We start from the raw sequence: 20743 nt of genomic DNA, 5'->3' as shown, positions 1-20743 counted from the left end.
ACATATCACACTTTCTCCCGAATATAATGATATACTACAGCCGAAAAAAGACGGCATCCGTGTCAAGGCTGCACTTGGGAGGTGACTGTCCATGCAAAATCAAGATAACCTGTCGTTTGTCGTATCCCGTGAAGACTGGTCGCTGCACCGTAAAGGCTATCAGGATCAGGTACGTCATCAGCATAAAATCCGTGAAGTGATCAAGCGCAACCTGCCCGACCTCATTACCGAGGAGAATATCATTCTATCCGATGGCAAGCAGATCATCAAAGTCCCGATCCGAAGTTTAGACGAATATCGATTCATCTACAACTATCAGAAACAGAAGCATGTCGGCCAAGGAGACGGCGACAGCCAGGTTGGCGACGTTCTCGGACGCGATCCCGCTTCAGCCAAACCAGGTAAGGGAGAGTCCGCAGGCGATCAGGCCGGCCAAGATATCGTGGAGACCGAAGTCAGCATGGATGAATTGGAGAATATGCTGTTCGAGGAACTTGAGCTTCCGCTGCTGCAGCCCAAGGATAAGGAACAGATCGAAACGCAGTCCATCGTATTCAACGACATCCGCAAGAAAGGGATCATGTCCAATATCGACAAGAAGCGGACGATCCTTGAAAATCTGCGGCGCAATGCCAGGGACGGGAATCCCGGTATACATGGTATCAGCCGGATGATCTGCGCTACAAGACCTGGGATGAGACGGTTATTCCTGAATCCAATGCCGTTATTATTGCGATGATGGATACTTCGGGGAGTATGGGTTCATTTGAAAAATATTGCGCACGCAGTTTTTTCTTCTGGATGACGCGCTTTCTGCGCAGACAATACGAGAAGGTTGACATCGTGTTCATAGCCCATCATACCGAGGCCAAGGAAGTGACCGAAGAGGAGTTCTTCACGCGTGGCGAAAGCGGCGGCACGATCTGCTCGTCCGCATATCAGAAGGCGCTGGACATTATCAACCACCGTTACCCTCCTGCCAAATATAATATCTACCCGTTCCACTTCTCGGACGGTGATAATCTGACCTCAGACAACGACCGCTGCGTCAAGCTAATCGGAGAATTGCTCAAAGTGAGCAATATGTTCGGCTATGGCGAAGTGAACCAATACAATCGCAGCAGCACCTTAATGTCCGCTTACAAGAACATCAAGCTCGATCATTTCATGTACCATATCATCAAGGACAAGGGCGAGGTATACGAAGCACTCAAAACCTTTTTCCGTAAACGCGAGGGTGCGCCTGCCTAAATGCCGTCTAACGTAACGCCAAGATCACAGAGGAGGCCTTGCCCTCCTCTTTGTTGCGATTTCAAGTGAAAAATCTGTCTTTTTATTGACATCACAATGTAGCCTCGGGTTCATTTTTTTGTCACCTTCTGATTTTCTCGCGATGCTAGTATTTAGCTATGACATCTTGATGCAGAAACTTGCAGGAATCGACACTCATATGCACGGTTTCTCTCGATAGGGAAAGGGAAGGTAACCACATGTTCCAAATGACGCATCGTACATACGACACCCAGACGTTTGAGAATATGCACTACACGTCGTGGCATCGATTATCACAAGGAGATATTCCAAGCGCTCATCCGAGAGGGGGAATAACCGATGCCTGTATCGGATAAACCTCAATCTCGTTACATGCCCGGCCTTGACGGGTTGCGTGCACTGGCTTTAATCGGTGTGATGGGATACCACTGGAATTTCGGTTTTGCCGGCGGCGGGTTTCTCGGGGTCAGCTTGTTTTTCGTATTATCGGGTTATCTGATAACCGATATTCTGGCTGCACAATGGCAGCACGAGCGCCGAATCGATCTAAAAGATTTCTGGATACGAAGGTTTCGGCGATTGCTCCCGGCGATGCTGGTCATGCTGCTCCTTGTTGTCGTCTGGGTTACGTTGTTTGATCGTTCACGGCTTGTTTCCCTTCGGGGCGAGGTACTGGGGGCTATTACTTACATAAGCAATTGGCAGTTTATTTATGAGCAGAAGTCGTATTTCGAGGCTTTCGGTCCCCCTTCTCCACTCGGGCACTTCTGGTCTCTCGCAGTAGAAGAACAATTCTACCTGTTGTGGCCGCTGATCATGATGATCGGTCTCAAGCTATTTCCGCGCCGTGGCTCGCTGTTCATCGTCATCATGCTAGGAGCGCTTGCATCTGCGCTCGCCATGGGCTTGTTGTACCAGCCTGGAGGAGATCCAAGCCGAGTCTATTACGGTACGGATACCCGGGCATTCGGCTTACTTATCGGCGCCGCGCTTGCCATCGTCTGGCCCAGCCGCAAGCTTTCTGTGAATGTATCGCCCGCGGCAAAGCGCGGCTTGTCCATAGCCGGGATCACCGCACTAGCCATCATTCTCTTCATGATGTGGCAGACCGATCGTTATGATCCGTTTCTGTATCAAGGCGGCATGCTGCTCTTCTCCATTGTCGCCGCAGTCTTGGTCGCCGTTCTGGCTCACCCGGCCGCGCCGATCAATCGGCTGTTAAGCTGGAAGCCGTTATTATGGCTCGGCGTTCGTTCCTATGGAATTTATCTGTGGCATTATCCGGTCATGATTCTAACCGCGTCTTCTTCACCTACCGCGCAGACAGGTTGGCTGCTCGTCGTTTGGCAAATTGGACTTAGCCTGCTGCTCGCATCACTGTCCTGGACCTTCGTCGAGGAACCGATCAGACATGGGGGATTAAACAAACTGCGGGCCAAACTTCATCGCGGACGACACCAGCCAGCCACGATCTCGATCAGAGGATGGTTAATATCCCTAAGCTCGCTTATGATGATCGGCATCTTCTGTACGGGGATGATGAGCAGCGTGTCCGATGCTAAGACAGTCGGAAGCTTGGCGGCCATATTGAATATTGATGAGCCTGTGACGCTTGAGGATCTTGGGGAGAACTCAGTTGTCTCCGAGGTGAAACCTCCAGATCTGAATGAACATGACCATGCGACATCGCCAAGTGAGGCGAATCGGAATGGGGACGCGGCCGCTAATGTAACCGTTGATGTCCCGCCCATCAACGCCAAGGATCCAGCTGTAGATAAGCCTAACCCGGATGATGAATCGATACCAACGAATGACACCGGCATTGAAACGGTAGAAGGTAATCCTTCACCTTCTCAGGAAACGTCCGCTGACAACACCTCATCCCATCCGATCGAGGATACAGAGCCCATCGCGTCAGAGGTAGAGAAAGACGACCTGCCACCCGTTGATGGGGCTAGCTCCGAGTTACACAAGCCTGAGAGCGATCGGCCAGCACAGACGGAACATCCCCCGTCTTCCGATTCCAAGCATCCACCAGCGGCGGATACTCATAGCGGCTCAAATATAACTGCAATTGGTGACTCAGTGATGCTCGGCGTCACGCCGTTTCTGGAGACAGCACTGCCCGGTATTCATATCGATGCGGTGATTGGCCGCCAAATGCGGCAAGCCGCAGAACTTATGCCTGCATTGAAGCAGCAGAACCGAATCGACGGTGGAGTGGTTATCATTGCCTTAGGCACAAATGGAACTTTCTTGTCCAAAGACCTGGACTCCCTCCTGAATACATTGGAAGGCGCGGATCAGATCTTGTTAGTGAACAGCCGCGTTCCCCGCGACTGGGAGCAGAGCGTAAACGAATTGCTGGCGAAGGCAGCCAGCGCCCATCCCAAGGTCACGCTCGTGGACTGGTACTCTGCCAGTAAAGGGCATCCGGAATTTTTCAGGGCGGATCGAGTTCATCTGGAGCCAGAGGGTGCAAAAGCCTATACGTCATTGCTAATCCAAGCCATGAAAAAATAGATTGCATGTACTCATAAGACTTCATTCCCATGCCGTCCTCTCTCCATTATGAGAGGGACGGCTCTTTACTTATATACGTAATCAAGCATAGCAATATGATATAATTCGAGTATTCAAATACAGACCTTACACTAATCATAAAAGGCGGTGTCCTCTTTATATGAAACATATCGTTAGTATGAAATGGCTGCTCGCGAGACTCTACGAGCCGGATCTTATCATCGTGGATTGCCGTTTCATCCTCGGGCAGCCTGACAGCGGCAGAGCCGCTTACGAGGAAGCTCATATTCCTCGTGCGGTCTATCTTGATCTGGAACAGGATCTCTCCTCTACTGTCACCACCCATGGCGGCAGACATCCGCTACCTGACATGAAGCAACTTGTCCAGCGTCTCGGCCGCTCTGGTATTGCCAATGACTCGCGCGTGGTCGTCTATGATGATCAAGGCGGCGCCATGGCCAGCAGATTGTGGTGGCTGCTGAAATACGCGGGTCATGAACAGGTGTACGTGATGGACGAAGGCTTTACGGCTTGGGAGAACGCTTCTTATCCCGTTACGAATGAACAGCCTGTCGTTATTCCGGTATCCTATGAATTGCAGCTTAAATCCGATATGGTGGTCCATATGGAGGATGTGCAAAAAGCTTCGGCGGAGGGTTCCTCCGTACTCATCGATTCACGTGAACCACGGCGTTACGCCGGCATCGAGGAGCCGCTTGACAAGAAGGCCGGGCATGTTCCAGGCGCCGTCAACTACTTCTGGAAAGGCGTTCACGATGCGTCAGGTCACTGGAAGCAAGCGGATGCCCTGCTCGCGCATTTCACCGCTATTCCGCACGATGCCGACATCGTTGTGTATTGCGGCTCCGGGGTCTCCGCCTGTCCCAATGTACTAGCGCTGGGAGAAGCCGGTTATCGCCATGTGAGACTGTATGCGGGCAGTTGGAGCGATTGGATCTCGTACAGCGAGAATCCGATTGCAATAGGGGAAGAGTAAAAACCGAGAGCCCGCGTCCAGCGCGGGTTCTTATTGTTGGGGCTATGTCGGTGTACCCTACATCAGAACCTCTCGAAGGGCCGAAAACTCAACACTCGCCTAACACTCGGAGCACGAAAATATTTTCACTGGCGGTCTTCTGGCGAGATGCTGGGAGGAAAGCAGTTGTAGAAACCCTGGAGCCAACCACATGCGGACAATCGGGACAGGGGGTGCTGAATGGCATCGGCATCCCCGGCTTGCCGTGAATCAAGTATCAAGTAGTCCTAAGATAAGCATGCCATAAAAACGATTGAAGGGAGGATAGGCCCCCTTCAATCGTTTTCACAGCTGTCACTATCGGCGGGAACAAATTCCAGAATGTCTCCCGGCTGACAGTCCAGAATTTCGCAGATCGCTTCCAAGGTGGAGAACCGGATCGCCTTTACTTTCCCCGTCTTCAGATTGGACAGATTGACGTTCGAGATCCCTACCTTGTCGGCCAGGTCATTCAATTTCATTTTTTTGTCGGCCAGAACCCGGTCCAGACGTATAATAATCGGCACTATCATCAGTCTCCATTCTCATAAAGTCGAATCATGCTCTTCCTGCAGAAGAGCGCCGTACTTGAAAATCTCGGAGACGAACAGAACTAGTATGCCGATGATAATTCCGATTAAAGAGATACCGCCCAAATTGATTGAGAAGATGCGAGTAACGAACAGGCAGATCAGAATATTGAGAATGAGCTTCGCCAGTAAAGAATACAGGATAACGACGATTCCCAGCCTTCTCAGACGGGCGGCATTCGCCAGGCTAAACGGACTGTTTCCACTAAGTATGCTTCCTATTATATAGCGAATCTGGCCGATCGAGTAGATGTAGGCACAGAAGGCAAGCACGGTGTTGGTCAAGCTGACGACCAGATACGCGTTCTTGGCATCGAACATGTCGGGATTGATCGGCTGAAAATAAGTGAAAGGAACCATGACGCTCTTTGTCACCGTATCCGATAACGGTACCGAAAAGGACCAGTGCGCGATTCCCTTCACTGCAGAGAACAACTCCTGGGGCTTCATTCCGATCCATAAATTGAAGCAGATGAGAGCAACAAGCAACCCGATTCCTCCCCAGTATCCGATCAGAAGCGCAGTGTGCATTCTGTTGAAGCCAGGTTTGGCTTTGAATTCGATTCCGTTCATGCGCGATCTCCTTTTCTTGAGAACTTATAACTATATATTAAGTAATTAATTCACGAAAAGCAATAATTATTTAATGATAAACATTAAATAATAACCATTAGTGATAGATCTGTCAAAATGAGTTGCTTTTAGGATGGGAAGGTGTACACGGATCGCATGGCACCGGAGCTGTCGCTCGTTAATCCGTCATCGCTAACTGTGAAGTTAGACGAGGACATGCGAAGCCACTGGATCACGTACGCAGCAATTTGATCAAAGACGGGAAAAGGTAGGGCAGCGTTGGAACGTGGGTTCTTGTTGTTGGGACTATGGCGGCGTTGAGCTATAAATGCAATGCATAAATTAAGAATACCTTATTATAAAAGCGCTTACATGCAGCTAGACTAAAAACGAATACTACTATTCCTATTTTTCCCATTCTAACTTCAGGAGGTGAGTCAAGTTCTCGGACAGACAGGCTCAAGCGAAACGCAATCCATTCGCTAGATTTATAATTTTGAGGAGGTACGTTAATGAAAAAAAAGTGGTTAGGAATGGCCTTGTCAGGCCTGTTGCTGTTGTCCATCGGAAGCATCCCCCTTCTCAGGCTTCGGCCGACGTCACCATGTCGGGCAATCCGATCTTCACCAGTATCTTCACCGCCGATCCTTCGGCGCACGTGTGGGAGGACGGACGCATCTACGTCTATGCCTCGCACGATATCTTTCCTTCCAGAGGCAGCGATTTAATGGATAAATATCACGTCTTCTCTTCGGACAACATGGTGGACTGGGTGGACGAAGGCGAGATCTTGCGTGCGGATGACGTGCCGTGGGGCCGGGCGGAAGGCGGCTTCATGTGGGCGCCGGACGCGGCTTACAAGGACGGCACTTATTACTTCTATTTCCCTCATCCTAGCGGATCGAACTGGAACGAGACTTGGAAGATCGGGGTAGCCACCAGCGATCAGCCTGCAGCGGATTTCACGGTCCAAGGTTATATTGAAGGGTTGCCCGGCAACAGCTTTATCGATCCGGCCGTCTTTCGCGATGACGACGGATCCTACTACCTCTACGGAGGCGGCGGTGGAAGAAGCTACGGCGCCAAACTGGCTACCGACATGATGTCGCTTGGCGGGCCGCTCCAGCAATTTAACGAGCTGGAGGATTTCCACGAAGCCTCATGGGTCTTCAAGCGCAACGGTCTTTACTACCTCATGTATTCCGACAACCATCCCGGTGCGAACCGGATGCGGTACGCGACCAGCACCAATCCGCTGGGACCTTGGGTCAACCGCGGCATCATTCTGGATCCCGTCAAGGACAGCGAGACGACGCACGGCTCCATCGTGGAATTCAAGGGGAACTGGTACATGTTCTACCACAATGCCGAAATGTCAGGCAACGGCACGCTGCGCTCGGTCAACGTGGATCGCTTGTATTTCAATGCAGACGGCAGCATCCAGAAGGTCACGCAGACCGTCGATGGTGTACCGGCGGTGGGTCCCCGCTCGCACGCTACGGAAATCAAGTACTATGATTTGATTAACGAAAACTACGACGAATACACGCAGCAGACGGAATATGCCATGGACGGTAACAACGTCACCATCGGCGGCGGAGCCACCCGCTCGGGCGGCGTGATCGAGAACATGCATCATTCCGGTTCGTTCATCGAGTTGAGCGGCATCAACGGCGGCAGTGGCGGTAAAGCGCTCGTCACGGTGCTTTATGGATCAGGCGACAGCGGCGCGGCGTTTAAGGTAGACGCCAGCGGCGATACCGCCGGCGACGGTTATTTCCTCTCACTCCCTGGGACGGGCGGCTGGGGGAACCAAACCGGCCGGACCAGCCGTCTAATCGACTTGAATCCAGGCAGCCAGAACACGATCCGCCTCTCCGGCGGCATGGGTGGCGCCAATGTGTCGCGCGTCATCGTTTCTTTGAAACCGTAGGCCTCTCTCAGCCTACAAGACTCGTAAGCCAAACCGCTTCAAACCTTGGCAGCACCGGGTTTGAAACGGTTTTTTTCGGTTTCCCGCACACTCTTGCCTAGCATTGCAAACAAAACTAGTTTACACTTAGTGTAATGTATATATACTTATACCTTATAGCAACCGCACTACATATTTGATTGCCGACAGCATGGTCTGGCAGAAGGAGGATTACAATGAACACATCCATCAAAGTAGGAATCGTAGGTTACGGCAACCTGGGCAAGGGTGTCCAGAAAGCCATTGCACAAAATCCCGACACGGAGCTCGTAGCGATCTTTACGCGCCGCGATCCGCAGCAAATGCCGAGCTCCGACACGAAGTTCGAGCATATATCCGCAGCTGAGCAATATATCGGCAAGATCGACGTCATGATCCTGTGCGGCGGCTCGGCGACGGATCTGCCGGAGCAAACCCCGCAGATCGCTAGCCTGTTCAATACGGTGGACAGCTTTGACACTCACGCCAAAATCCCTGAGTTTTTCCAAACCGTGAACAAAGCGGCGACGGGCAGCGGACACGTCAGCGTGATTTCGACCGGCTGGGATCCAGGTCTGTTCTCGATGAACCGGCTGCTCGCCGAAGCGATTCTGCCTGAGGGCCGCGACTACACGTTCTGGGGCAAAGGCGTCAGCCAGGGCCATTCCGACGCTATACGCCGCGTACCTGGCGTGAAGGCGGGCGTGCAGTACACCGTTCCCGTCGATGAGGTCATCAACCGCATTCGTTCCGGCGAGACGCCGGAGCTCGCCACACGCGAGAAGCATCGCAGGGATTGCTTCGTTGTCGCCGAAGAAAGCGCGGACCGGGAGCAAATCCGGAAGACGATCGTCGAAATGCCGAACTACTTCGCTGATTACGACACCACGGTCACTTTCATTACGCAGGAAGAGCTCGAGAGCGGACATGCCGGCATGCCGCACGGCGGTTTCGTTATCCGCAGCGGAAAGACCGGAAGCGGAAATCAGCAAATCGTCGAATTCGGCCTGAAGCTCGACAGCAATCCCGAATTCACAGCCAGCGTTCTCGTTGCCTACGCCAGAGCCGCACACCGACTCAGCAGCGAAGGGCATCAAGGCGCAAAGACCGTGTTCGATATTCCACTGGGGTACCTTTCGCCCAAATCGGCGGAAGAACTTCGGCGGGAGCTGCTGTAAAGCTTCCCTCTCCTCATCCAATATGCTCTAAACGCCAGAGGCTGTCCGTTATCGGACAGCCTCTTCGTTATGCTTATTAAACGATGCCTTGGGCGATCATCGCGTCGGCAACTTTCAGGAACCCCGCAATATTGGCTCCGGCGACCAGATTGCCACTGACACCGTACTCATCCGCAGCTTGAACGCTCCTTGTATAGATGTTCTTCATGATTTCCTGCAGTTTCGCATCCACCTCTTCGAACGTCCAGGACAAACGCATGCTGTTCTGGCTCATCTCGAGCGCCGAGACAGCTACCCCACCGGCATTAGCGGCTTTGGCAGGACCGAATGAGACGCCGCGTTCGACGAAGAATTCCATTGCCTCCAACGTGCATGGCATGTTGGCGCCTTCCCCGATCGCCTGAACGCCGTTACGCAGCAACGTTTGCGCAGCTTCCAGATCCAGTTCGTTCTGCGTGGCGCAAGGGAGCGCAATGTCGCACGGCAGTTGCCAAATCCCCGAGCAGCCTTCCTGGTAGATCGCGCCTGGACGAAACTTCACGTACTCGCTGATGCGCAGACGATCCCGTTCCTTCAACTGCTTGACGATTTCAACCGATATGCCGTCCGGATCGTAAATGTATCCGTTGGAATCGCTGCAGGCAATAACATGGGCGCCTAGCTGCTGAGCTTTCTCCATCGCATAAACGGACACGTTCCCGGAACCCGATACGATTACCCGCTTCCCGTCGAATGACGATCCTTTAGCCGCCAACATCTCCTGCACGAAGTATACGCAGCCATAACCGGTCGCTTCCGTCCGTCCCAGACTACCGCCGTACAGTACGCCTTTGCCGGTCAGGATGCCGGCCTCGTGGCCGCCCCGGATTCGCTTATATTGACCGAACATGTAGCCGATCTCCCTGGCGCCAACGCCAATGTCTCCGGCAGGGACATCAGCATCGGGTCCGATATGCCGGTACAACTCCGTCATGAAGCTCTGCGTAAAGCGCATCACTTCTTGTTCGGACCGACCCTTGGGATCAAAGTCGGATCCTCCCTTGCCGCCGCCGATCGGCAAGCCTGTCAAAGAATTTTTGAAAATTTGCTCAAAACCCAGAAATTTGACGATACCGCCGTACACTGACGGATGGAATCGAATGCCGCCCTTATAAGGACCGAGCGTACTGTTGAACTGGACGCGGAAGCCGCGATTGACCTGCACTTGTCCTCGATCGTCCACCCAAGGTACCCGGAAGGAAACCATGCGTTCCGGCTCAACCAGTCTCTCCAGGATGCCATGCTCCTGATACTTGGGATGTTCCGTCAATACCGGAACGAGGGAATGTAGAAATTCTTGGACCGCTTGATGGAATTCCGGTTCATTCGGATTTCTTGACACCACTTGCCCATAGATGGATTCTACGTAATTTTGTGCGGCCAACGCGGCTGATGATTCTGAAATGGGAACACTCACTTTCTCGATGCACTCCTTCAAATCGTTAAAGTCTTATGATGTGCGAATGGATAAATTCACATAAAACATAGACTCAACTTCATATTTGATTTGCATAAATCTGATAAAAATTTGTACGCTTGAATGATTTAAAAAGTATTTTATAAAGGATTGCCTCCGATTGCCAATAAAAAGTTTTTTGCGTTCCCATTAAATAATTTGATATATCTCTCAAGACGTGTAAGATTCCCCGTTATTGCTGCCCTTTCGGCGTGGATGCAGGAGGAAATTCACTCCTCCCCTTATGGCGGTTATTCCCAATCATTTTAAATCATTTACAGAATCGGTTACGGTCATTTATAATAGGGATATTAAAAGAGCTGAGCAACCCACGTTTGCATATAGCGATTAAAGGATGCATTTTTCCTTTAATCGCTTTTTTTGTGAGCTTGCACGCGCGTTTTGGAGGAATATGCATGAGAAAAAGACTATACGACATGATGATGCTGTTGATCGGTGCCTTTCTGTTCGCACTCGCGGTCAATCTGTTTGTCATCCCAAATGACTTCGGGGAGGGCGGCGTTACCGGTATCTCTATCATTCTTTTTTATTTATTCAAGTGGTCACCCGCATTAGTCAGTGTCATTATCAATGGGATATTACTTATTATTGGCTACAGACTGCTGGATAGAAAAACGACGGTCTATACGATCATCGCCGTCGCGTTCAACGCGCTCTTCCTCCACTTGACCGAGAACTGGGAGATCACCTCCAGTGAGCCGGTAATTAATGCGATCTTTGCCGGGCTCTTGGCCGGCGGCGGCATCGGTTTGATTGTCAGAGTTGGCGGTACGACTGCGGGCACGACCATCCTCGCGAAACTGGCCCATAAATTCTGGGACTGGAATATCAGTTATGCTCTGCTATTCTTCGACCTCATCGTGGCCGGATTCTCGATCTTTGTCATCGGAATTGAGAATCTGATGTTCACCATCGTCATTCTGTACATCGGAACGAAAGCGATGGAATTTATTATCGAAGGCCTCAATCCCAAGAAGGCGGTCACGATTATCTCCACCCATCATGACCGAATCGCCATCCGCGTGACGGAGATTATGGACCGTGGGGTAACCGTGCTTCGCGGTTACGGCTACTACACGGGTCAGACCAAGGATGTGCTATACATCGTCATTAGCAAGCAGGAAGTATCGATGCTGAAGAAGATCGTTCGTGCCGAGGACAAGCATGCCTTTGTCACCATTCATGATGTGCGTGACGTGTTTGGGGAAGGATTCATTGATATATCCAAGTAAGTGCAGCAAAAAAAGATCGAGATCCGCGACACTCGCCTGATCTCGATCTTTTTGTTTTACCCATGTATTACTGGCGTAGCGGAAGAGACAACACGTACTGATAGGTGTACGGAGCTGGATTTCGAATCTGGATCTCATATCCGAGGATGCCGGCTGTAGCCACTAATGGAATCATCGTCTTTCCACCCGCAATATAAGGGTGATGTGCAAGCGTCATTTCGGACTTGGCGATGCCATGTATCCGGTCTTCTTTGCTCTTTGACACCATGATACGCTTGGAATCGACGACCATCTCCACAACTGGCCCCTTGCCAGACAGAATGAGCTTCCCCCGATCTACAGCGGTTGTGATCCCCGTTAGAGAAGCGAATTCTTTAACAGGAACCATCAGTTCTTCCTTATCCGGTAATGTTACGCTGCTGAAGACTTGAGGATTCCCGCCCTCACCGAGCAATACCTCCACGCTTCGTGCTTCATCCCCTGCAATCATCACCGTGTTCACTTGCTTCGCCAAGCGCTCAGTCAGCGCCGCAACGTTATCGACCGTTACCTTGTAACGTTCATCTTCTTCACCGATAGCGCGGGCAATTCTCGAATTGATGTCCTGCGAATGATGCGACAGATCCTTGAACTGCGTAAAGTCATATGTCCAATCAGACTCCGCTTGAAAATCATACACCTGCGTATTCTCATACCGGTTAAACTGCTCGAACATCCAAGTCTTCATCTCCAACTGATTATGATAACGAGCTGGATTCGTATCAAGCCACAACTTCTGGCGCAGGATGCTGTACGGCGGGTAATAGACTATGAACTCAACGTCAGGGTAACGCTCGACTAATGACAAGACATACGTATTGAAATGATCCTGTACCCGCTCCATCGGCTCCTCGTTCACCCCGAAGTAATACTCCGTATTTCGAGCACGATCATAGGCCTGGAGCACTTCCTTACTCCCATACTTGGTTCCATAATGCCAGCTATACAAATGCTCGATATCTTGCCCTGGCTGTCCACTGAGCTGCTTCAGCATGCCCTTGGCAAAATTCTCATAAGCCGAGTAACTGAACCAATACGGATAGTCATTCCACCATTTATCGTCATACAAATATGCAGGAAAAAAAGCATCTGCTCCCTCATCAGGGTCCTTCAACGCAAAATAATCCAGTCCCCACAATACCTTCTTCACCTTGCCGGTTTCCAAGGCCAATGAAGCAATCTTGTATTGTTCATCCGCGGTCGAGCCCCGCATCGACAGCTTGATCGCTTGTCCGCCAAGCGCCTCGCCTACGACTGACGGCAGAAAATTCTCGGTCATGGAGGTTCCCAAAATAATCGTATCATACGAGTAATTACGAACCAGACCCGGATTCTGATACCGCTGCTCGCTCGTAAACACGGGAGAGTACCAGGTAGACTTACGGTAATATTGAAGCGGATCAAGCACATAAGTCAGTCCGCCAACCAACACGGCAAATACTACAGACAGAATGAAAAATTGCAGAATCATTCTACGTCCGGAACGTCGTTTGTTACGGGCCGGACTTGAGGATACCCCAAGAGAGTTGGCCGTGGGTGTCGACTTGGTGGAAGGTGAGGTCATAGACATGGCATGATGCCGCCTTTCCTAAAAATTGAAATAGAGAAACTCACTAATTCGCGTGATATACATGAGCGAGACCACGAACAGGACTGCGCATAGGGCGGCTTGTCTCATATTCGGACGGAAGGATACGGTAAGCTCCGAGGAATTGCGGGAGAACAGCACGATCGGCATCAACAGTAGAATCCAGGCTATCGACTCTACCATGGCCCCATTCAGGTGCAGTTGCAGGCCCGACATCCCGGCCATTCCCTTCAACAGACGCATGGCCTGCGCCCAATTCTCCGCCCGGAAGAATACCCAGGTGACCGTGATGAAGACAAAGGTAATGAACCAGGCCAGCGCACGCGGCATCCGTACGCCAAGCCTGCCCCATAAACGATGTATCACTTGCCCCACTCCGTGCAGCAGTCCCCAGAACAAGAAGGTCCATCCCGCCCCATGCCATAATCCACCAATCAGAAACGTCAGCATCAGATTGCGCAGCATGATCATTTCGCCACGGCGGTTGCCGCCAAGCGGAATATAGATATAATCACGTAAGAAACGGCTCAGCGTCATATGCCACCGTCGCCAGAAATCCTGGATATTGAGTGCCTTATAGGGTGAGTTGAAATTTTGCGGCAGTCGAATATTGAATAGCAGCGCAGCCCCGATCGCCATATCCGTGTACCCGCTGAAATCGAAATAGAGCTGGAACGTGTAGGATAATGCGGCAATCCATGAATCCACAAACCCGCTGGCTGTATCAAATCCGGCGTTGGCATAAATGGCAACCGAATCGGCGATCACCACTTTTTTGAATAATCCGATGCAGAAAATAAAGACGCCACTGGCTGCATTCCCCCAATCCCATAGCTTGGAGCGTATTCGGTCGAACTGCGGCATCATCTCCCCATGATGCAGTATCGGGCCGGCGATGAGGTGCGGATAAAAGGTAACGAACAGCACGTAATTGATGATGTTGTATTCACGCGCTTTTCCCTTATAAGCATCAACTAAATACGCGATCTGGGTAAACGTAAAAAAGCTGATCCCCAGCGGCAGCACCAGATTAAGCAGCGTCACTTCGAAGCCGACAGCCTCGCCGATATTTACGAGGAGGAAGTCGGCGTATTTATAATAAATGAGCAGCAGCACATTCCCGGATATCCCTAGCATCAAGATGCTCTTGGCACCTTGTCTACCTTGGTTAGCCTCCTGTCCTGGCGGGTTCCGACGTGCTTGGAGCAATCTTCCGATCGAATAGTTAAAGGCGATGGAACCTAAGAGAAGTGGAAGGTAGCTGATGTTCCACCAGCTATAGAAGAAGAGCGAGGACAATGCAAGCCAACATTTCGCCGCCAGCCCATAACGGAATTTATTCAGTGCGAAGTAAACGATGATTGTAATCGGTAGAAATACAAAAATAAAAGGATAGGAATTAAACAACATGCCTAAGTAGGCACCCCCGACTTTCTATACTGTCGCTATGCTTCGGTATATGTCACTTTTTGCAGTGGCGATTTCTAGATAATACCATACAACACACCGCTGATTTATGCTTTTTTTAGCTTGATCTTAAGCTTGTTCTGAAGTCGGATGGTACCTGGGCATTTATCGTATCGCCTGATATAAATCGAACTGATTCCCATCTAAATCCTCAAATCCAACACCTTTGCCGCCTGGAACCGACTTCGGTTCTCCGTGAAATACGACCCCTCTTGCTTTTAGCTCCCGATAATCGTTGTCGATATCATTCGACGCAAACATAATAAGCACTTGATCGGCAGCTTGCTTGCCAATTAAGGCTTCCGTATTAGGTGTATCCGCTTGAACTAACTCAAGTACCGTCTCGTTATTCCGGTGCGGTGCAACGGTTAGATAACGCCAGCCTGGTGCGAACTCCTCCTCTGCAACAACATCAAACCCCAATTTCTCCGTATAGTAGGTTTTGGAGGCTTCCATGTCTTTAACGAATAGCGTAACTTGAATGGCTGATGTAATCATCGTGTGATCCTCCTTTTAGTATCTTTATGATTCAGTATAACTTATGCCGACGAGTTATCTTTCTTCTGAATTGCTACGTTCTAAAAGAAAAGAGACCGCTATCCATGCGGTCCCCCCTTTCAAATGTCGTAAGCCGAACCTTAGTGTGCCGTCCAGCCGCCATCCACAAGCAGCAATGTACCCGTTACGAGGTCCGCGGCTGGCGATGCCAGATAAATGACGGCCCCTGCCACATCTCCAATGCTTCCAATTCGTCCGGCCGGAATTCGGGCTAATACCCCATCCCTGAAATCGGGTGAATCCAATCGCTCGGCCGTCCCTGGCGTATGAATGAAGGTAGGTCCGACGGCATTAATGTTCACGCCACGACTGGACCATTCTAGCGCCAGTACCTTCGTTAACTGATTCACGCCGCCTTTGGAGGCACAATATGCTGCACCTTCGGTGATTCCCACTACACTCACCTGGGAGCTGACGTTTACAATTTTCCCATAACCTTGTTCAAGCATGATCCTTCCCGCCGCCTGACAACAGAAGAACACACCCTTCAAGTTTACATCCATCATCTCGTCCCAATAATCTTCCGTAATGTCTTCGGCCAGCATTCCTTCGCCTAAACCGGCGTTGTTGACCACGATATCCAATCGGCCAAAATCCGCGGCTACCTGGCGAAAGACCGCTCCGATTTGCTCGACATTGCGAACATCCAGTTCGTACGCTTTGGCTTCTCCCCCAGCCTCGGATATTTCAGCGACGAGTTGATTCAACGCATCCTTGCTCCGGGCCATGACAGCCACCTTTGCCCCTGCCGCTGCCAACGCTTGAGCCAATCCATAACCGATGCCTTTACTTGCTCCGGTTACGATTGCGATTTTACCCTGAATGCTGAAATTAGGCTGCTGCATGTGTATGATCTCCATCCCTTCATGTTCTTCATGTAGTTCCATTAAATCATGACACCCTGTCAGCAGCAATCAAAGATTCACCATTCAACTTTTTATGGAAACTTGCGTCTACCCGTTATTTTTTTCTACCGAAATAGAACAAGCCCAGGGCTAACCAGCCTACTGTCAACAACGATGTCCCGATCAGCACCGCATACGGACCGAATTGAAAGATCAACGGCACCGAGAGGGCCGTAAACAGACCGCCTCCAAGTATCGGCTCGAACAGCAATTGCTTATAACCGAAGCTCTCAACAGAACCGGTTCGGTTGTCACCATCCACGATTCTCAGCATGAGCAAGCCCGTGGCTGTCATCCCGAGCGATTGCCCGAGATCAGCCATTCCTCGCTCGAACCAATGTTTGGGAATCATGCGCGGGGCAAGTACCATGAAAGTGAACACACTCCAAGCGAGTCCCACTGCCGCAATCATTAGAAACGGGATGAGATTGTCCCCGATTACGGACAGCGAGAGTGTACCGAGTGCGCTAATGATCAGAAAATCCAAGGCGAGGCCTTGAATGCGAAGGATAAGGCCGCGGTTGATGAGCGAGCTTTTGCCAAGACGGGCAAGCACGACCTGAACAAGCACGCTGCCCAGCATGGCAAACGTAAACAGAGGCACGAATGACATGAATTCCATCTCGGAGACTTGTCCCCATGTAGCCTGCTCCAGCCATACGAAGCCTTCCAGCACCAAATAGCCGATCAGAATCGAGAGTGCAACGAAGCCGATATGAAGCGATAACGTCTCGATTGATTCCGGTCTGGTCGTCAGCTTGCCCGCTGATTCCTGTTCTTTCGCAGGCACAATGCCCGTTAATTCTTCCGACGACATGTCATCCGGCATCTGAATCTGCTCTGCACGCTTGTTCCTTGCTCCCCAATTGATCAGAAAGATGCAGATCAAGACACCGCTTAGCATGCTTACGGTCGCCAAGCCGAGCGCCAGGTCAGTCCCCTCTTCAAATCCCACTTGCTCGAATGTTCCCGATAACCCTGCTGCGGTCCCATGCCCGCCTTCGAAAGCGATTTCAATCAAGGCGCCCACTTCGGGCGGCATATCGAACAGCGGCACCAGCACCAGCACAGCGAGCAAAATGCCCAGAACGTATTGTCCCCAGGCCATCATCTGGCCGAAGGTCAGCTGCGGCCCAGCAATCTCCCATATTTTCTTGACACCAGGAATTTCTTTACCAAGAAAGAGACTTGCAAAGATCACGGTAATCAACAGCCCGGGTAAGGTCCCCCATACCTCCAGCATAAATTCAGGAAATAAGCCATTAGCGAGCAACGCTTCCTCTGAGCCAACGTTACGGACAATGGCACCCAGCACTTCCTCGCCAAGCAGCAACAATAACAGACCGGTAATGATCGACGTTGGAATAAACCATTTCTGAAAAGGCTTGACCCATGTTCGAATCCATTTACCAACCAGCAGCGCAAAACCAATGATCAATATACTCATGCCAATCTGTTCAGGGGACATCCAAGCCATTCCTCCTCATCTCGTTGTCAATTTGTCACTGAAACTGTGGTTCCACTTTTATTACTGATTAACGCTCTGGGCTAAGAGGTAAACAATTTTCTATGCTTGTGTAGCCAGAGCAGCAAATAAACCTAAGAAAGCCGTAACCCTTACGACAAGGGCTACGGCTTCTATATACAATAATTCGGTATGATTCTACCTTTGTTGAACAGGAATCATGATAATGAACTCCGGGTGATCCGAATAAGGATCCTGACTCATCGGATACTTCTCGAAATGGGTTAAATGATCCGGGCTATATGCCGAATAGCCTTGGTCATTGATCCAAGCATAGATATTATTGTAAGACTGATCAATGCTTTGCTCCTTACGATGACTACAGACGGCATAACGCAAAGTAGGGACGGATAACGTTACCATACCCGTAGGAACATCATCGATCCGCTCCACTTCGACGACGGCATAATGGGTAAAGCCATCTCCGCCTGGAAAGGCATGATACGACAGCCCCAGCAGCGTATCGGTATGTATGGCATGCGGAATCTCGGTAAGACGCTCCTGCAACGCTCGGTGAACCGCGCGTATTCCTCCGGCGCCTGCCTCGGCGTAAGTCCCTTCCCACTTCAAGCCGACCGCTTGAAAAGCTGCCTTGCTCGTAACCGTTCCTTCATTTCGCTGCTCAATCGTCATCGATATCTACTCCTTTTCCAACTAATTAATTTCATTATATACTTGAACTATGTCAGAAATTGTCACAGTATAAATAAAATAATTGAAGGAGCAGGTTCATGCCAAAAACCGAACGAATCCTCAAGGTAATGCAGCGAGTATACGAAAGGCAGCACTTCACGGTTGGCCAGTTAGCCGACGAATTCTCGGTCTCGTATCGTACGATGCTGCGCTATCTCCATGAACTCTCGCATCTTGGCGTACCTCTGTATGCCACCGAAGGCAAGCACGGTGGTTATTCCATTCTGACTACTCGACAGCAGCAAGAACGCTCAGCGCAAACCAAGGAGTCGATACAGCGGATTATTAAACCTCAGACCTTCATTGTCGGTCTGGAGATGAAGATTCCTTTCACGGCCTATTATATGTCCCACACCCTAAAACCCAGGCTATGGCAGGAACTTGAAGCACGCATGGCTGAAATTCCGAATATCCGCAGAACTTCGCAGACGGGACATCCGTATATTGCCGCGGTGTTGAACCGCCAAGAAATCTATCACTACGTGGCCGGAGTTGAAGTCACTACGGTTCGGAATACACCTGAGCGTATGATAAGCCTAACTCTACCAACACAGGAATATGCCGCGTATACCCATGTAGGGCATTCCGATCGGGAGGATACCGACCAATCCTATACGTTTGTACTTCAGCAATTGAAGCAGCGCGGGCTCGCGCCGAATCCGACCCTTCACAGCCTGGAATTAAGAAGTTCTATCCATGCCCCGTTAGTGCAAATCTATATTCCCTTATCCAACAACGCCAACTAAAAAAGCGAGCTCCGCTCATTGCTCGGGGCTCGCTTTGTCTAAGTTATATTGCCTTCGGATTGTCTACGATGGGATTCACGTCCGCATCATAATCCACGCCGTCCGTTTCGAAGCCGAACAGTTGGAAGAATTCACGACGATAACCTGCAAGATCTGTCAGCTCTTCGATATTATCGCTGGTCACCTTGCTCCACAGTTCTGCAACCTCGGCCTGCACGTCCTCGCGAAGCTCCCAGTCGTCTATGCGGATGCGTCCTTGCTCGTCCACCGGCACCTGTGCACCGTAATAGAGCCTGTCTGCAAACAGTCGATAAATCTGCTCGATGCAGCCCTCATGCAGCCCCTTCTCCTTCATCACCTTGTACAGTGCCGATACGTACAGCGGAACGACTGGAATCGCCGAACTGGATTGGGTCACTAACGCTTTGCTGACCGTTACGAAAGCACGTCCCCCTCCGGCAGCAAACTTCCCGTTCAATTTCAGGGCCGTAGCCTCCAGGTGATCCTTCGCTTGTCCAATCGAACCATCCCGATAGATTGCTTTGGTTATCTCGGAACCAATATATGAGAAGGCGATTGTCGTGACGTTCTCCGTCAATACGCCGCCCACTGCCAGCTCATTCATCCACAGTTCCCAATCATCACCGCCCATGACCTCAACGGTGTTCTTCACTTCCGCTTCGGTTGCAGGCTCAATCGTAACCTCCGTTACTTCACCGGTATGGAAGTTCACGGTCTTGTTCGTGTAAGCCGGTCCGATCGGCTTCAATACCGAGTTAACCGTCTCACCGGTGTCTGGCAGCGTACGACGTGCGGAAGCTACGCTGTACACAACGAGATCGACCTGTCCCAACTCTTGGCGAATCAGTTCAACGGTTTTGGCTTTCGTCTCTTGCGTGAAGGCATCGCCGGTCACGCTGAACGATTTCAAACCCGCAGCATCGGCTGCCTTCTCGAAGGCAACGGAATTATACCAGCCCGCCGATGCCGTACGCTTCTCCGTGGCCTGGCTCGGACGGTATACGCCAACGGTATTGGCTTTAGCGCCAAACGCAGCCGCTATTCTTGCCGACAAGCCGTAGCCCGTTGAAGCGCCTATTACTAGCACATTCCGCGGGCCTTCAATTCCTGGCTGCTGCAATACATAATCAATCTGCTCCTGCACCTGGGCTTCACAGCCCACCGGATGGGATGTCGTACAAATAAATCCACGCGTTCTTGGTTTAATGATCATATTTATATACCTCTCTTCCAGTATTCATCGTCTGACACCATATGTATGGTCTTATGAATTTCTTTTCTATTTTAACTGTTTTTCGCGTAGAGAGGAAATGTTTCAATAAGCAGCTCCCGGGAAATAACAAAAAAGATG

General features: G+C 50.8%; 17 protein-coding genes and 1 pseudogene. 7 read left to right on the top strand and 11 right to left on the bottom strand.

Annotated features, from left to right (window positions below; all coding sequences use genetic code 11):
* Nucleotides 1–91: 91 nt before the first annotated feature.
* From yhbH to JCM10914_RS08220, 3 genes and pseudogenes are all read left to right on the top strand, one after another.
* Nucleotides 92–1251, top strand: a pseudogene (gene yhbH / locus JCM10914_RS08230) (sporulation protein YhbH).
* A gap of 360 nt (nt 1252–1611) precedes the next feature.
* Nucleotides 1612–3795 (top strand): acyltransferase family protein, encoded by a 2184-nt coding sequence (locus JCM10914_RS08225; RefSeq protein ID WP_023959484.1) that lies wholly within the window; start codon nt 1612–1614, stop codon nt 3793–3795.
* 160 nt (nt 3796–3955) lie between these two features.
* Nucleotides 3956–4792, top strand: a complete 837-nt coding sequence (locus JCM10914_RS08220) for a sulfurtransferase (RefSeq protein ID WP_023959482.1) — start codon at nt 3956–3958, stop codon at nt 4790–4792.
* A gap of 314 nt (nt 4793–5106) precedes the next feature.
* On the opposite strand, the gene JCM10914_RS08215 is transcribed toward JCM10914_RS08220, so the two are convergent.
* The 3 genes from JCM10914_RS08215 to JCM10914_RS28275 all read right to left on the bottom strand — a co-directional run bounded on the left by JCM10914_RS08215 (nt 5107) and on the right by JCM10914_RS28275 (nt 6538).
* Nucleotides 5107–5337: a helix-turn-helix transcriptional regulator gene (locus JCM10914_RS08215; protein ID WP_023959480.1), complete on the bottom strand. Its 231-nt coding sequence runs from the start codon at nt 5335–5337 to the stop codon at nt 5107–5109.
* 18 nt (nt 5338–5355) lie between these two features.
* Nucleotides 5356–5973, bottom strand: coding sequence for a DUF2975 domain-containing protein (locus JCM10914_RS08210; RefSeq protein ID WP_023959478.1), 618 nt, complete (start codon nt 5971–5973; stop codon nt 5356–5358).
* A gap of 322 nt (nt 5974–6295) precedes the next feature.
* On the bottom strand, nt 6296–6538 hold the full coding sequence (locus tag JCM10914_RS28275) for a hypothetical protein (protein WP_081739757.1): 243 nt from the start codon (nt 6536–6538) through the stop codon (nt 6296–6298).
* A 39-nt stretch (nt 6539–6577) separates the two neighbouring features.
* Here JCM10914_RS28275 and JCM10914_RS08205 point away from each other — a divergent pair, with 39 nt between their 5' ends.
* A complete protein-coding gene (locus JCM10914_RS08205; protein ID WP_023959476.1) occupies nt 6578–7906 on the top strand; it encodes a family 43 glycosylhydrolase in 1329 nt (442 codons plus the stop codon).
* 215 nt (nt 7907–8121) lie between these two features.
* Nucleotides 8122–9102, top strand: a complete 981-nt coding sequence (locus JCM10914_RS08200) for a diaminopimelate dehydrogenase (RefSeq protein WP_023959474.1) — start codon at nt 8122–8124, stop codon at nt 9100–9102.
* 76 nt (nt 9103–9178) lie between these two features.
* Here JCM10914_RS08200 and gdhA read toward each other — a convergent pair whose 3' ends face one another.
* Nucleotides 9179–10546, bottom strand: coding sequence for an NADP-specific glutamate dehydrogenase (gene gdhA, locus JCM10914_RS08195; RefSeq protein WP_370570226.1), 1368 nt, complete (start codon nt 10544–10546; stop codon nt 9179–9181).
* A gap of 467 nt (nt 10547–11013) precedes the next feature.
* On the opposite strand from gdhA, the gene JCM10914_RS08190 reads away from it, so the two are divergent.
* Nucleotides 11014–11850 carry a YitT family protein gene (locus JCM10914_RS08190; protein WP_023959470.1) on the top strand — a complete coding sequence of 279 codons (837 nt, stop codon included), beginning with the start codon at nt 11014–11016 and terminating at the stop codon, nt 11848–11850.
* Nucleotides 11851–11917: 67 nt separating this feature from the next.
* On the opposite strand, the gene JCM10914_RS08185 is transcribed toward JCM10914_RS08190, so the two are convergent.
* The 6 genes from JCM10914_RS08185 to JCM10914_RS08160 form a co-directional block, all read right to left on the bottom strand.
* Complete coding sequence (locus JCM10914_RS08185) at nt 11918–13459, bottom strand: stalk domain-containing protein (RefSeq protein WP_036717372.1); 1542 nt, start codon at nt 13457–13459, stop codon at nt 11918–11920.
* An 18-nt stretch (nt 13460–13477) separates the two neighbouring features.
* The gene (locus JCM10914_RS08180) at nt 13478–14887 is read right to left on the bottom strand and encodes an MBOAT family protein (protein ID WP_023959466.1); all 1410 of its coding nucleotides are present in this window, start codon (nt 14885–14887) and stop codon (nt 13478–13480) included.
* Between the two features lie 162 nt (nt 14888–15049).
* The gene (locus JCM10914_RS08175; protein WP_023959464.1) at nt 15050–15442 is read right to left on the bottom strand and encodes a VOC family protein; all 393 of its coding nucleotides are present in this window, start codon (nt 15440–15442) and stop codon (nt 15050–15052) included.
* Nucleotides 15443–15582: 140 nt separating this feature from the next.
* Nucleotides 15583–16389: an SDR family NAD(P)-dependent oxidoreductase gene (locus tag JCM10914_RS08170; RefSeq protein ID WP_023959462.1), complete on the bottom strand. Its 807-nt coding sequence runs from the start codon at nt 16387–16389 to the stop codon at nt 15583–15585.
* A 73-nt stretch (nt 16390–16462) separates the two neighbouring features.
* Nucleotides 16463–17875 (bottom strand): sodium/glutamate symporter, encoded by a 1413-nt coding sequence (locus JCM10914_RS08165; RefSeq protein ID WP_023959460.1) that lies wholly within the window; start codon nt 17873–17875, stop codon nt 16463–16465.
* 195 nt (nt 17876–18070) lie between these two features.
* A complete protein-coding gene (locus JCM10914_RS08160) occupies nt 18071–18565 on the bottom strand; it encodes a GyrI-like domain-containing protein (RefSeq protein WP_023959458.1) in 495 nt (164 codons plus the stop codon).
* A gap of 98 nt (nt 18566–18663) precedes the next feature.
* Here JCM10914_RS08160 and JCM10914_RS08155 point away from each other — a divergent pair, with 98 nt between their 5' ends.
* Nucleotides 18664–19371 (top strand): GyrI-like domain-containing protein, encoded by a 708-nt coding sequence (locus JCM10914_RS08155; protein ID WP_023959456.1) that lies wholly within the window; start codon nt 18664–18666, stop codon nt 19369–19371.
* A 43-nt stretch (nt 19372–19414) separates the two neighbouring features.
* Here JCM10914_RS08155 and fabV read toward each other — a convergent pair whose 3' ends face one another.
* Complete coding sequence (gene fabV / locus JCM10914_RS08150; RefSeq protein ID WP_023959454.1) at nt 19415–20605, bottom strand: enoyl-ACP reductase FabV; 1191 nt, start codon at nt 20603–20605, stop codon at nt 19415–19417.
* Nucleotides 20606–20743 lie beyond the last annotated feature (138 nt).

This window comes from Paenibacillus sp. JCM 10914, from assembly GCF_001315105.1.
Lineage (GTDB): Bacteria > Bacillota > Bacilli > Paenibacillales > Paenibacillaceae > Paenibacillus_AQ.
The sequence above is the reverse complement of the archived record's forward strand: the minus strand, read 5'-3'. Positions and strand labels throughout refer to the sequence as shown.

Excerpts from the sequence above, each read along its gene's own strand:
- JCM10914_RS08155 (WP_023959456.1), top strand. The coding sequence starts at position 18,664 with ATGCCAAAAACCGAACGAATCCTCAAGGTAATGCAGCGAGTATACGAA.
- JCM10914_RS08185 (WP_036717372.1), bottom strand. The coding sequence starts at position 13,459 with ATGTCTATGACCTCACCTTCCACCAAGTCGACACCCACGGCCAACTCT.
- JCM10914_RS08170 (WP_023959462.1), bottom strand. The coding sequence starts at position 16,389 with ATGGAACTACATGAAGAACATGAAGGGATGGAGATCATACACATGCAG.
- JCM10914_RS08165 (WP_023959460.1), bottom strand. The coding sequence starts at position 17,875 with ATGTCCCCTGAACAGATTGGCATGAGTATATTGATCATTGGTTTTGCG.
- JCM10914_RS08175 (WP_023959464.1), bottom strand. The coding sequence starts at position 15,442 with ATGATTACATCAGCCATTCAAGTTACGCTATTCGTTAAAGACATGGAA.
- JCM10914_RS08200 (WP_023959474.1), top strand. The coding sequence starts at position 8,122 with ATGAACACATCCATCAAAGTAGGAATCGTAGGTTACGGCAACCTGGGC.
- JCM10914_RS08225 (WP_023959484.1), top strand. The coding sequence starts at position 1,612 with ATGCCTGTATCGGATAAACCTCAATCTCGTTACATGCCCGGCCTTGAC.
- JCM10914_RS28275 (WP_081739757.1), bottom strand. The coding sequence starts at position 6,538 with ATGGACAACAGCAACAGGCCTGACAAGGCCATTCCTAACCACTTTTTT.
- JCM10914_RS08160 (WP_023959458.1), bottom strand. The coding sequence starts at position 18,565 with ATGACGATTGAGCAGCGAAATGAAGGAACGGTTACGAGCAAGGCAGCT.
- JCM10914_RS08180 (WP_023959466.1), bottom strand. The coding sequence starts at position 14,887 with ATGTTGTTTAATTCCTATCCTTTTATTTTTGTATTTCTACCGATTACA.
- JCM10914_RS08220 (WP_023959482.1), top strand. The coding sequence starts at position 3,956 with ATGAAACATATCGTTAGTATGAAATGGCTGCTCGCGAGACTCTACGAG.
- fabV (WP_023959454.1), bottom strand. The coding sequence starts at position 20,605 with ATGATCATTAAACCAAGAACGCGTGGATTTATTTGTACGACATCCCAT.
- JCM10914_RS08190 (WP_023959470.1), top strand. The coding sequence starts at position 11,014 with ATGAGAAAAAGACTATACGACATGATGATGCTGTTGATCGGTGCCTTT.
- JCM10914_RS08210 (WP_023959478.1), bottom strand. The coding sequence starts at position 5,973 with ATGAACGGAATCGAATTCAAAGCCAAACCTGGCTTCAACAGAATGCAC.
- JCM10914_RS08205 (WP_023959476.1), top strand. The coding sequence starts at position 6,578 with ATGTCGGGCAATCCGATCTTCACCAGTATCTTCACCGCCGATCCTTCG.